A 12,708-nucleotide genomic window follows, 5' to 3' on the forward strand; every position below is an offset into this window, starting at 1 on the left:
TCCCGGGAAAACACCTCGTGTCCCATCGGACGCACCCGTCAACCGGGCCGCGCCCCGCTCCCGCGCCTCGTCCGTCGCACACGCGTCGGGCGCCGGTTCCGAGCCGACTCCGGCCGCTCCGGCCGGACCCGCGCACGCCCCCGAAACACGCCCTTCCGCTCCTCATGCACGCCCCCGAATCCCCGGTGGAGGCGCCTCAACCCCGGTGCGTGAGGGTCGATTTTCAGCCAATCTGAACCGGCGCCCCTCGTGACGGACACGCTCCGTGGAGGCTCTGCGCACCGCCCGGGTCCGCGCGGTCCGGGAGGCGAGGCATGCCCCCCGGACCGGTCCGCCGCCCGCGGGGATGTAGGCGGCGGCGTCCCCCAGCCCACTGGACCCAGTACAGCGGGCCGACCCACGCACCGCTCATGGAATCGCCGCCGGCTCGGCCCCAGAAAGAGCGCACACGCGGGCGCACGGCCACACACCGGGAGCGCGCCGCGACGCACCGTGCCCGCTCCGCACCTCAGTACGGACCACAATCCCGCCATCCGGAACAATGCCTCTTAACGCATGGGATGCGGCGAACTACGCTGGGTTTACGAATGCCGCGTGGTTATGCCAGGGCGGCAGCCGTCTGTGTCGAGGGGTGGCGCATGTCCAGGGAGCAACGCGGGCCGAACGAAAAGCTCGGCGCCGTTCTCGCCCTCGCGGGAATCAGCAACGCGGGCCTCGCCCGCCGCGTCAACGACCTAGGCGCACAACGCGGGTTGACGCTTCGCTACGACAAGACCTCGGTGGCGCGCTGGGTGTCGAAGGGCATGGTGCCGCAGGGCGCCGCCCCCCACCTGATCGCCGCCGCCATCGGTCAGAAGCTCGGCCGCCCGGTGCCGCTCCACGAGATCGGCCTGGCGGACGCGGACCCCGCTCCGGAGGTCGGCCTGGCCTTCCCCCGGGACGTCGCGCAGGCGGTCAGGTCCGCCACCGAGCTGTACCGGCTCGACCTGGCGGGCCGCCGGGCGGGCTCCGGCGGCATCTGGCAGTCGCTCGCCGGCTCCTTCGCGGTCAGCGCGTACGCGACGCCCGCGTCGCGCTGGCTGATAACCCCGGCCGACAGTTCGGTCGCGCGTGACGCGAGCCCGGCCGAGGGCTCCGGCGCACCGCTCAAAGTCGGCCACAGCGATGTGCAGAAACTCCGGGAGGCCGCCTCGGACGCCCGCCGCTGGGACTCCAAGTACGGCGGCGGGGACTGGCGTTCCTCGATGGTCCCCGAGTGCTTACGGGTCGAGGCGGCCCCGCTCCTCCTCGGCTCCTACTCCGACGAGGTCGGCCGCGCCCTGTTCGGCGCCTCCGCCGAGCTGACCCGCCTGGCGGGCTGGATGGCCTTCGACACCGGCCAGCAGGAGGCGGCCCAGCGCTACTACATCCAGGCCCTCCGCCTGGCCCGCGCGGCGGCCGACGTACCGCTGGGCGGCTACGTCCTGGCCTCCATGTCCCTCCAGGCCACGTACCGCGGCTTCGGCGACGAGGGCGTGGACCTGGCGCAGGCCGCGCTGGAGCGCAACCGGGGCCTGGCCACGGCGCGCACCATGAGCTTCTTCCGCCTGGTCGAGGCGCGCGCCCACGCCCGCGCGGGCGACGCGGCGGCGGCCGGCACGGCGCTGAAGGCCGCCGAGAGCTGGCTGGAGCGCTCCCGCCCCGGCGACAGCGACCCGACCTGGCTGGGCTTCTACTCCTACGACCGCTTCGCCGCCGACGCGGCCGAGTGCTACCGGGACCTGAAGGCCCCGCGCCAGGTGCGCCGCTTCACCGAGCACGCCCTGTCGAAGCCGACGGAGGAGTTCATCCGCTCGCACGGCCTGCGGCTGGTCGTCTCGGCGGTGGCCGAGCTGGAGTCCGGCAATCTGGACGCGGCCTGCGAGCAGGGCGTCCGGGCCGTCGAGGTGGCCGGACGGATCTCCTCCGCGCGCACCACGGAGTACGTCAGGGACCTCCTGCACCGCCTGGAGCCGTACGGCGACGAGCCGCGCGTGGCCGAGCTGCGCGAGCGGGCCAGGCCGCTGCTGGTGACCCCGGCCTGAGACGGGTACCGCCTCCCGGGTTTGAGGGCACTGTCGGCGGCGCAGTGCACTATCGGAGCCGGGAGGTGGAGCGGGTGCGGACCGGGAGCGCATACGACTGCGACGTGCTGGTGGTCGGCGGCGGCATCGTCGGGCTGTCCACGGCGTACGCGATCAGCCGCGCCGCGCCGGGCACCGGGGTCACCGTGCTGGAGAAGGAGCCGGGCCCGGCCCGCCACCAGACGGGCCGCAACAGCGGCGTGGTCCACAGCGGCGTCTACTACCGCCCCGGCTCCCTCAAGGCCCGGTACGCGGTCCGGGGCGCCGCCGAGATGATGAAGTTCTGCGCCGAGTACGGCATCGCCCACGAGGTCACCGGCAAGCTGATCGTCGCCACCGAGCGCTCGGAGCTGCCCCGGCTGCACGCCCTGGTCCAGCGCGGCCGGGAGAACGGGATCCCGGTGCGGGAGCTGGGCCCCGCCCAGATCGCCGCGTACGAGCCGGGGGTCCGGGGCCTGGCCGCCATACACGTCGGGACGACGGGGGTCTGCGACTACCGGGCGGTGGCCCGGCAGCTCGCCGCCGCGTCCGGCGCGGAGCTGCGCACCGGGGAGGAGGTGGTCCGCGTCGACCGCCGCCCCGGGCTCGGGGTCGCGGTCCGCACCCGCAGCGGCACGGTGCTGCGCGCGCGGGTCCTGGTCAACTGCGCGGGGCTGCACTGCGACGAGGTGGCCCGGCTGACGGGCGACGAGCCGGGCATGCGGATCATCCCCTTCCGGGGCGAGTACTACGAGCTGGCGCGCCCGGAGCTGGTCCGCGGGCTGGTCTACCCGGTGCCCGATCCGGCGTTCCCGTTCCTCGGCGTGCATCTGACCCGGGGCATCGACGGCGGCGTGCACATCGGACCGAACGCGGTCCCGGCACTGGCCCGCGAGGGCTACGGCTGGGGGATCGTACGGCCCCGCGAGCTGGCGTCGACGCTGACCTGGCCGGGCACCTGGCGGATGGCCGGACGGCACTGGCGGTACGGCGCCGGGGAGCTGCGCCGGTCGCTGTCCAGGACGGCGTTCGCCACGGCGGTGCGCCGGCTGCTGCCCGGGGTGCTGGACGGGGACCTGGTGCGGGCGGCGTCCGGGGTGCGGGCGCAGGCGGTACTGGCGGACGGAACCCTGGTGGACGACTTCCTGATCCGGGAGGGCCCCCGGACGGTGCACGTGCTGAACGCGCCGTCCCCGGCGGCGACGGCGGCCCTCCCCATCGGCCGCGCGACAGCCGCCCGGGCCCTGAAGTCCCTCACCACCTGACCCACCCGAAGCCGGCACCGACCGGAGCAACACCCCACCCCCACGGGCCCGGCACCAGCCACGGCGCAGCCGAAGCACCCGTGGACATGCCCGCACCCGCACACGGCGGAAGCCGACGGAGAAGGGTGGGCCGGGCTCGCACCCGCGCACGGCGGGAAGCGAAGGACAACGGTGGCCGTGCCCCCCGCGCACGGCGGGAGCCGGAAGAGAAGAGTGGGCGAATGCCCGCAGTCGCGCAGGGCGGAAGTCGGCGGAGAAGGACGGGCGGGCGCCCGCACCCGCGCACGGCGAGAGCCGGAAGAAGAGGACGGGCAGGTTCCCGCAGTCGCGCACGGCGGAATCCGGCGGAGGAGAGTGGGCGGGTACCCGCAGTCGCGTACGGCGGGAAGGGGACGGGGCGGGGGTGGCCGCCCGCAGAGGTTGGCGCGTCAACGGGCTGCGCCTCATCGCCACCCGATTCCGCGCCGTTCCGAGGACGACCACCCCCGCCCCGGCCCCAACCCCCCACCAGGACAGGGCGCAACACACACCCCCACCAACCAAAAGCTGCGCCGCAGGCACCCCAACCCACCCACGGAAACAGACCACCCCAGGCACACCCCCACCCACGGAAACGACCCGCCACAGGCACCCCCCGCACAGACCCCACCCGCACACAGCAACGGCAGGCCGCAGGCACCCCCGCGCACCCCACCCGCACCCCACGTAAAATCGACGCACTGTGTCTGATTCCCCCAACACCCCCGCGTCCCCCCAGCCGCACGCCCCCCGTGCCAAGGGCGAGCCCCGGTTCCCCGACGGCCCCCGCGCCGACCCCGCCGGGTCGCACTTCGAGCGGCGCATCCGGAGCTTCCAGCCCCGCCGCAGCCGGGTCACCACCGGTCAGGCGGACGCGTTGCAGCGGCTCTGGCCCGCGTGGGGCCTGGACATCGACGGACAGCGGGTCATCGACCTGGCCGACCTGTTCGGCAACACCGCCCCCGTCGTCCTGGAGATCGGCTTCGGCATGGGCGAGGCCACGGCCCTGATGGCCGCCGACGCCCCCGGCACGAACATCCTGGCCGTGGACGTCCACACCCCCGGCCAGGGCAACCTGCTGCGCCTGGCGGACCTCGCCGGTCTGACCAACGTCCGCGTGGCCAACGGCGACGCGATCATCCTGCTGCGCGAGATGCTCGCCCCCGGCTCCCTCGCGGGGCTGCGCGTCTACTTCCCCGACCCGTGGCCGAAGAAGCGGCACCACAAGCGGCGCCTGATCCAGCCGGAGTTCCTGACGCTGGCCGCCTCCCGGCTGGTCCCCGGCGCCCTCGTGCACTGCGCCACCGACTGGGAGCCGTACGCGGAGCAGATGCTGGAGGTGCTGACCGCGCACCCGGCCTTCGAGAACACGGCCCCCGGCGGCGGCTTCGCGCCCCGCCCGGAGCACCGCCCCCGGACCCGGTTCGAGGGCCAGGGCCTGGAGAAGGGCCATGTGGTGAACGACCTGCTCTTCCGCCGTGTGGAGCCCGGCGAGGAACGGGACACCGAGGAGTGGAACGGCGAGGAGCGGGACGCCCGGGAACGGAACGGCGAGGAGCGGAACGCCAACGGTTAGGGTCCTGAAGTGGCCACCAGTCCCCCGTACCCGCCGTACGCCCCCCACCCGGCGCACGTGCCACACCCGGCACGGCCGCCCCGCCCGCACTGGTGGCACCGCGCCCGGGTGCGCTACGGTGCCCTGGGCACGCTGCTCGCGCTCTCCGGCCTGGTCATCCTGGCCCTGGTGCGCCGGCAGACCGGAGCGGACGGCTTCCTGGTGGGCCTCGGCCTGGCGGTGCTCCCCGTCCCGCTGCTGGTCGGCGCGTTCCACTGGCTGGACCGGGTCGATCCCCGCCCCTGGCGCAACCTGCTGTTCTGCTTCGCCTGGGGCGCCTGCGCGGCGGCGCTGATCGCCATCGTCGCCAACAGCTTCGCCACCCGGTGGATAGCGACGGCGACCGCCGACCCGAGCGGCGCGGACACCCTGGGCGCCACGGTGATCGCACCGGTCGTGGAGGAGTCCGCCAAGGCCGCCGCGGTGCTGCTGCTGTTCCTGTTCCGCAGGAAGCGCTTCACCGGCCTGCTGGACGGCGTGGTGACGGCGGGCGTCACCGCCGCCGGCTTCGCGTTCACCGAGAACATCCTGTACCTGGGCGAGGCCTTCGGCACCGACCAGGCCAGCGGGGAGCGGGGCGTCGCCTCGGTGGTGGCGGCGACGTTCTTCGTCCGCGTCGTCATGTCGCCGTTCGCGCACCCGCTGTTCACGGTGCTCACCGGCATCGGCTTCGGGCTGGCGGCGCTGCGCGCGGACCGCCCGGGCAGCCGCCGGGCGCGCCGCGCGCTGCTCCCGCTCACCGGCCTGCTGCTGGCGATGGGCGTGCACTCGCTGTGGAACGGCTCGGTGACGTTCGGGACGTACGGCTTCTTCGTGGTGTACGGGGTGTTCATGGCCCCCGCGTTCGGCCTGCTGACCTGGCTGGTGATCCGGTCCCGGCAGGGCGAGCTGCGCACGGTCCGCACGGAGCTGCCGGTGTACGTGCCGGCCGGGTGGCTGGGCCCGTTCGAGCCGTTCGCGCTGGGCTCGGTGCGGGGCCGGAGGGCGGCCCGGCAGTACGCCCGCCGCCACGGGGGCCGGCGGGCGGAGCGGGCGGTGGCGGAGTACGGGACGTACGCGAGCGCGCTGGCGTACCTGCGCCGGAAGGGGCGCCTCGGCCGGGCGGGCGCGGACTACCCGGCGCGGGAGCGGCTGCTGCTGGACGCTCTGTGGGAGCGCCGGGAGGCGGCCCGCCCGGCGCTGGACCACGCGGCGCGGGCGACCGCGCCGCGCCGCCCGTACCCGGTGCCGCCGTGGCCGCACCCGCACGCCGGCCCCTGGCCGCAGGGCCACCACCGGTACGCCCCGCGCGTCCCGTACGTCCCGCATCCGGCGCGCGCCCCGTACGGGCACCCCGTGCCCGCCCCGTACACCCCCTCCGCCCCGTACGGCCCGTACACGCCGTACGGCTCCTTCCCGGTGCTCCCCCGGCCCGGGCCGCCCCGCCCGTAGGCACGGCGGCGTCCGCCCCGGCCGGGTCGGCGCCGGGGCGGACGCCGCGCGGGGGCTCAGGCGGAGGCGTCCGTCAGCAGGCCCGTCTCCTCCTCCGTCAGCTCCAGTCCGGCCACGCCGAGCAGTGCCGGGAGCTGCTCCACGGTCCGCGCGGAGGCGATCGGCGCGGCCACCGTCGGCCGCGCGGCGAGCCAGGCGAGGGCGACCGTGGCGACGGCGGTGCCGCGGTCGCGGGCGATCCCGTCGAGGGCGGCCAGCACCCGGCGGCCCCGCTCGCTCTCCAGGTGCCCGGCGGCTCCGGCGGCCCGGGGGCTGTCGACCCGCGCGCCGGGCCGGTACTTGCCGGTGAGGAAGCCGGAGGCGAGGGCGTAGTACGGCACGGCGGCCAGCCCGGCGCGCTCGGCGAGGGCGGACAGCTCGCCCTCGTAGGTGCCGCGGGAGACGAGGTTGTAGTGCGGCTGGAGCGCCACGTACCGGGCGAGCCCCTCGCGGTCGGAGAAGTCCAGGGAGGCGGCGAGCCGTTCGGCGGTGATGTTGGAGGCGGCGATGTGCCGGACCTTCCCGGCCCGCACCAGCTCGTCGAGGGCGCCGATGATCTCCTCGACCGGCACCTCGGGCTTGTCGAAGTGGGTGTAGTACAGGTCGATGTGGTCGGTGCCGAGCCGCCGGAGCGAGGCGTCGGCGGCGGCGCGGATGTTGGCGGCGGTCAGCCCGGGGTAGTCGGGGTGCTGGCTGACCTTGGTCGCGACGACGACGTCGGAGCGGCGGCCGCGGGAGGCGAGCCATTCGCCGATGAGGGTCTCGGACTCCCCGCCGCTGTTGCCGTCGACCCAGGCGGAGTAGGAGTCGGCGGTGTCGACGAAGTTGCCGCCGGCGGCGGTGTAGGCGTCGAGGACGGCGAAGGAGGCGTCCCGGTCTGCCGTCCAGCCGAAGACGTTGCCGCCGAGGGCGAGCGGGAAGACCTCCAGGTCGGAGGAGCCGAGCTTGCGCAGATGCGAGGTGGTGGTCATGCCCTGTGTCAACGACCGGGCGGGAACCGGGCATTCCACCGGCCGGGCATTTCACCGGCCCGGCATTCCACCGGCCGGGCGGAACGGCCGGGCATTCCGCACGCCGGGCGGAACGGCCGACCGGTGCCCGCCACCGGACCGGTGGGGACCGGCGGCCCCGACCTCGGGGGGCGAGTGTCGGGACCGCCGGGGCATCGGGAGCGTCACCGCGGCGGCGCCCCGCACGGCGTCACGGCGGGCGGGCGGCACGCGGGAGGGCACGGCGGGACCACGGGGCCCCGCCCGGCGCGGCGGTACGCGGACACGGCGGCGGTACCGCGGACACGACCGCTCGTCGGCACGGCCGCCCGGCGGGCACCGCCCGTGTCCCGCGCGGGACGCGGGCGCGCCGCCGTACCGCGGGTCCGCCGCGGTGGTGTCAGAGGCCGAGGCCCTTGCCGCGCAGCCAGGCCGCCGGGTCGACGCCGCTCGCGGAGCCGCCGGGGTGGACCTCGAAGTGCAGGTGCGGGCCGGTGACGTTGCCGGTGGCGCCCACGCGGCCGATGACGTCGCCGGTGTTGACCTGCTGGCCGACGCCGACGCTGATCGACGACTGGTGGCAGTACCAGAGCTCGGTGCCGTCCTCCAGGGTGAGGACGGTGCGGTAGCCGTAGGCGCCCGCCCAGCCCGCCTCGGTGATGGTGCCGGTGTGGACGGCCTTGACGAGGGTGCCGGTGGGGGCGGCGAAGTCGAGCCCGGTGTGGTGGCCGGAGGTCCACATGCTGCCGGCCTGGCCGAAGGTGGAGGTGAGCGTGTAGGAGGAGGTCGGCAGCGTGTACTGCCGGGCCAGCTCGGCGAGCCGCTCGGCCTCGGCCTTCTCGCGGGCCTCCTCCTCGGCGCGGGCCTTCTCGGCGGCGGCCTTGGCCTCCGCCTCCTTCTTCGCCTCGGCGGCCTTGTCGGCGGCGGCCTGCGCGGCTTCGGCGGCCTGCTTCACGGCGGCTTCCCTGGCCTTCTCGGCGGCCTTGTTCTCCACCTGGACCTGCTGCTGCTCGGCCTGCTCCAGGATCCGGGTCCGCAGCGCCTCACCGGCGTCGGCGGTGCCCTGGGCGGTGTCGGCGGTGGTGACGCCGACGGCGCTGAGCGGGGTGGCCGCGGTCTCGGGACCGGAGGGCTTCTCGTCGCCGGCGACCAGCGCGCCGACCTTCGACAGGCTGGGCAGGTCCGGCAGGGAGATCGAGACCGGCGGCTTGCCGGTCTGCGCGCTGGCCATGCCGCCCGCTCCGACGGCCGCGATGACGCCGACGCCGAGGACGGTGGAGCTGCGGGCGAGCCCGCCGCGCTGCTTGGCGACGCGGTGCCGGCCGCGCACGGGGCGGACGGACTCCGCGGTGGGGTTCCATTCCTCCCAGGGACCCTCTTCGGGGCGGGGGACTCCGTGGCCGAAGGTGTCGTCGACGCCATGGCCGGAGGGTGCGAACGGGGCCTCGGGGACAGGCCGGTTGGACGCCACGTGGGCGTGCTCCTTTCCTTCCTTCCGCCTACCGGGTTAGCTGACGGGTTCGGAGCAGGAAGGTCTCCTACGGGCGGTTTTCGGCCATGTCGCCATGGCGGCGTGCGCCCGATTCACCCCAAGGTGGTGGTTCCCCGGTTCCCTCGCGGGATTCGGCATGTGCGCGCGGAGCCGCCTTCTGTGACGGCTGGGACGACCGCGCTGCGTTATCGAACGTTAATAGACGAGAGCCGGGTATTCCAAGCCGCTCCGCTTGATCATTAACGATTCGGGGGTGATCCAAAGCACTACGGCAGGCGAAAACGGGGCGAGTTGGCCCCGCGCCCGGCGCTCCGGGCACCACTTCTTCACCTCACACCGTCCTGATGGTGTGTCAGTTGTTATGCGGAGGGCGGTCGCTCTCTCACCGTCCGTGACGGCCTCCGGGACGGTGGACGGCGAGCAGCGCCATGTCGTCGGCCATGCCCCCGCCGGAGTACCGGCGCACATCCTCGGCCAGGGCGTCGAGCAGGTCCGCCGGGTAGGCGAAGCGGTTGCCCCGCAGCCGTGCCTCGGGGTCGTAGAAGACCCCGCGGGCGTCGCGCGCCTCGGACAGCCCGTCGGTGTGGAGCAGCAGGGTGGCCCCGGCGGGGAAACCGGCCTCCTCGGCGCGGTCCGGCCACACCCCCAGCTCCCCCATGCCGAGCGGCAGCGCGGCCTCCCGCGCGGGCAGCGGGCGCACGGTGCCGTCGGCGTACAGCATCAGCGGCGGGGGGTGGCCCCGGTTGACGACCCGGACGGCGCCGTCGCCGTGCGGGAGTTCCGCGAGGACGGCGGTGGTGAAGCCCTCGAAGTCGTCCAGACCGTCGCGCCGGGTGCCCTCGCGGGCGAGCGCCCGTTCCAGCCGCTGCGCGACCGCCTCCAGGGTCGCCTCCTGCTCGGCGGCCTCCCGGAACGCGCCGATGACCACCGCGACGGCCGCGACGGCGCCCATGCCCTTGCCGCGCACGTCGCCGACGAGGAGCCGGACGCCGCGCGCGCTGTCCTGCACGGCGTAGAGGTCGCCGCCGATGAAGGCGCCTGCCTGGGCGGCCTCGTAGCGGGCGGCGATCTCGAAGCCGCCGATCCGCTCCGGGGGCCGGGGCAGCACGGCGCGCTGGGCGGCCTCCGCGATCTCACGGGTGGAGGCGAGCCGCTCGTCGGTGCGGCGGACGGAGGTGTTGACCAGGACGGCGAGGACGGCGACGGTCGCGATGGTGAACAGCTCGGTGAGGGAGTCGACGCTGTGGAGCACGCCCTTGGTCAGTTGCAGCAGGCTGACGGAGGCGATCACGGCCGCCGCGGTGAGGACGGTGCCGCGCCGCGAGTAGAGGGGCGCGGCGACCAGCGGGGCGGCGGTGTAGAGGGGCCCGGCGGTGAAGTACCGCGGGGTGAGGGAGTCGTAGACGATCGCGACGAGGATCAGCAGCGGCGGCAGCAGGCGGACCAGCCGGTTGCCGACGGGGGGACCCCGCCGGGGGGCGGGCAGGCGCAGCGGGCCGGGTCCCTCGTCGTGGCTGCCGTGACCGCGGTGAGGGCCGCGACCGCGCCGGATTTCCGGCCGGCCGGTCGACGCGCCGGAGCGGGGGCGGGCGGGCGCGGGCGGGCCGGGGGGCGGTCCGTCGGGGGACCGGCCGTCCGGTTCCTCGTCGCCCATGTCACCTGGCCGCACCACTCGTCTCCCGCCACCCGCCCCGCACGTCCGTGCCGGTGTCGCCGTCCGGGTCCCAGGTTTCCCGGGGCGGGGGCGGCGGGCGAGCGGTGCGCGCCGATCGGATGACGGCCGGACGGCCACCGGACGGGAGGGCGGGGGCGGGGGCGGGGGCGGGGGCAGATTGGAAACGGAACGCCGGGGAGCCGGGGAGCCGGGGAGCCGGGGAGCCGGGAAACGCACCGGAGGCCGGAACCCTTTCGGATTCCGGCCTCCGGCCTTCAGTAGCGGGGACAGGATTTGAACCTGCGACCTCTGGGTTATGAGCCCAGCGAGCTACCGAGCTGCTCCACCCCGCGTCGTTGTGTGACCAGTGTACGCCATCGCGGGACCACCGCGCACACACGTTTCCCGTGTCCCGCGCGCCCCGGCCGTCACCTCCGCCCCGCCCCGTCCCTGGAGCCGGACGGCGGGCGCCGGGACGCCGGGCCCGGGGAACCGGAACGCGGGGGCGGGGGCGCCGGGGTTCAGGGGGCCGTCAGGTGCCGGTTCGGCGCGGCGGCCCGCTCGGCGTACTCCGGCAGGACGACCACGACGGCGCCCGCGGCGGCCAGCGCCCCGCTGCCGTCGGCCCCGGAAACGAAGGTGTCGGGCTCGCGCCAGGCCGTGACCACCCGGCGCACCCCGGCGTCGAGGATCAGCCGGACGCAGGGTGCGGGGCGGGAGGCGCGGCGGGAGCAGGGCTCCAGGCTGGAGTAGACGGTGGCGCCGGGGAGCCGGGGGTCGGCCGGGTCCGTCCGGGCGAGGGCCACCTCCTCGGCGTGCGCCACGGGGTCGCCGCCCTCCCGGGAGTGGCCGCGGGCCAGCTCCGTGCCGTCGGCGGCCACCACGACCGCGCCGACGCTGAAGGCCGTGCGGGAGGGCGGGCACTGGGCGGCCAGGTCGCAGGCGAGCCCCAGCCAGTGCCGGTCGGCGGCGGTCGCCTCCGGGCCGGTGCCGGGTGCGGTCGGCCGGTACCGCGCCAGGACGACGTCGTCGATCCGCCGGGTCTCCACGAGCGCCAACCGCCCGTCCTGGTAGCCGCCGGGCCCGAAGAGGCGGGGCGCGGCGGGGTCCCCGACCAGCACGGGGGCGAGGGCGAGCTGGAGTTCGTCGGCGAGGCCCTGGCGCAGGAGCTGGGTGTGGACGGTGCCGCCGCCCTCCACCATGAGCCGCCGCACACCGCGCCGGTCGTGCAGGTGCTCCAGCACGGCGCGCCAGTCCGGGCCGGGGCCGAGCGGCACGATGTCACCGGCGAGCCCGAGCCCCCGGGCCCGGCGGGCGCCCCCGTCGGTGGTCAGGAGGACCTTCTCACCGCCGGTGTGCCAGAACCGGGCGGCCGGGTCCAGCTCGCCGGTGGCGCTGACCACCGCCTTGAGCGGATGCTCCGGCTTCCCGGCGGCCACCCTTGCGGCCCGCCGCGCGGCCGAGGCGACCAGCAGCCGCGGATTGTCGGCCCGGAGGGTGCCGGCGCCGATCAGGATCGCGTCGCAGGAGGCCCGGACCCCGTCGACCCGGTCGAAGTCGGCGGGGGAGGACAGCAGCAGCCGCTCGGGGCCGGTGTCGTCCAGGTATCCGTCGAGCGACACGGCGGCGGAGAGCAGGACGTGGGGCAGGGGCATCGGGGTCTCTCCCATCACGGGGCCTCCGTGCGGGCCCGGCGCCACGATCCTCCCGGACGCGTCGGCGCACGTCGCCCGTGCACCGCCCCTCACCGCCGCCGGGGCGCCGCCGCCCGCCGTACGCCGGCGGGGATCCCGGGCTCGCCGCACATCCGGCCCGGCGGAGGAAGAGGCCAACGCCCCCTGGCAATGGGCGGGTTGAGCCCGCTCCCGGGAGGACGCGCCCGGGAGGGCGCCCGACGCGGGGAGGGCGGCCCGCGAGTGTCCGGGGCCGCGGAACGGAAAGGACCCCGGCCCACGCCAAAGGCGGGCCGGGGTCCTGCAAGTAGGCCCTGTGGGACTCGAACCCACAACCAATGGATTAAAAGTCCACTGCTCTGCCAATTGAGCTAAGGGCCCAGGTGCTGCTGCTCGATGATGCCACTCCGAGCATAGCCGGACGCGGGCGCGCCGCCGATCGGGTATCCGG

8 protein-coding genes, 2 tRNA genes and 1 riboswitch are annotated in these 12,708 nt (G+C 75.6%); of the genes, 4 read left to right on the forward strand and 6 right to left on the reverse strand.

Translation table 11 applies throughout. The features are described 5' to 3' along the window. Window positions 1–638: 638 nt before the first annotated feature. The 4 genes from ACZ7LB_RS30090 to ACZ7LB_RS30105 all read left to right on the forward strand — a co-directional run bounded on the left by ACZ7LB_RS30090 (window position 639) and on the right by ACZ7LB_RS30105 (window position 6,410). Window positions 639–2,063: an MFS transporter gene (locus ACZ7LB_RS30090; protein ID WP_161224123.1), complete on the forward strand. Its 1,425-nt coding sequence runs from the start codon at window positions 639–641 to the stop codon at window positions 2,061–2,063. Window positions 2,064–2,107: 44 nt separating this feature from the next. Then, the gene (gene lhgO, locus ACZ7LB_RS30095; RefSeq protein WP_471472591.1) at window positions 2,108–3,346 is read left to right on the forward strand and encodes an L-2-hydroxyglutarate oxidase; all 1,239 of its coding nucleotides are present in this window, start codon (window positions 2,108–2,110) and stop codon (window positions 3,344–3,346) included. Between the two features lie 721 nt (window positions 3,347–4,067). Continuing rightward, the gene (gene trmB / locus ACZ7LB_RS30100) at window positions 4,068–4,940 is read left to right on the forward strand and encodes a tRNA (guanosine(46)-N7)-methyltransferase TrmB (RefSeq protein ID WP_471472593.1); all 873 of its coding nucleotides are present in this window, start codon (window positions 4,068–4,070) and stop codon (window positions 4,938–4,940) included. A gap of 9 nt (window positions 4,941–4,949) precedes the next feature. Further along, window positions 4,950–6,410: a PrsW family intramembrane metalloprotease gene (locus ACZ7LB_RS30105; protein WP_471472595.1), complete on the forward strand. Its 1,461-nt coding sequence runs from the start codon at window positions 4,950–4,952 to the stop codon at window positions 6,408–6,410. 56 nt (window positions 6,411–6,466) lie between these two features. Here ACZ7LB_RS30105 and ACZ7LB_RS30110 read toward each other — a convergent pair whose 3' ends face one another. The 6 genes from ACZ7LB_RS30110 to ACZ7LB_RS30135 all read right to left on the reverse strand — a co-directional run bounded on the left by ACZ7LB_RS30110 (window position 6,467) and on the right by ACZ7LB_RS30135 (window position 12,638). Further along, window positions 6,467–7,420: an aldo/keto reductase gene (locus ACZ7LB_RS30110; RefSeq protein WP_471472596.1), complete on the reverse strand. Its 954-nt coding sequence runs from the start codon at window positions 7,418–7,420 to the stop codon at window positions 6,467–6,469. Window positions 7,421–7,838: 418 nt separating this feature from the next. Further along, a complete protein-coding gene (locus ACZ7LB_RS30115; protein ID WP_471472599.1) occupies window positions 7,839–8,909 on the reverse strand; it encodes a M23 family metallopeptidase in 1,071 nt (356 codons plus the stop codon). A gap of 10 nt (window positions 8,910–8,919) precedes the next feature. Continuing rightward, window positions 8,920–9,077, reverse strand: a riboswitch (cyclic di-AMP (ydaO/yuaA leader). Window positions 9,078–9,312: 235 nt separating this feature from the next. Then, entirely contained in the window at window positions 9,313–10,584 is a 1,272-nt protein-coding gene (locus ACZ7LB_RS30120) for a PP2C family protein-serine/threonine phosphatase (protein WP_471472601.1), read from the reverse strand. A gap of 279 nt (window positions 10,585–10,863) precedes the next feature. Further along, window positions 10,864–10,937 (reverse strand) — tRNA-Met (locus ACZ7LB_RS30125). Between the two features lie 168 nt (window positions 10,938–11,105). Then, window positions 11,106–12,254, reverse strand: a complete 1,149-nt coding sequence (locus ACZ7LB_RS30130; protein ID WP_471472603.1) for a dihydrofolate reductase family protein — start codon at window positions 12,252–12,254, stop codon at window positions 11,106–11,108. Between the two features lie 311 nt (window positions 12,255–12,565). After that, window positions 12,566–12,638: transfer RNA gene (locus ACZ7LB_RS30135), tRNA-Lys, on the reverse strand. Window positions 12,639–12,708: the final 70 nt, after the last annotated feature.

The sequence above is a fragment of the Streptomyces sp. NPDC107521 genome (assembly GCF_055598485.1).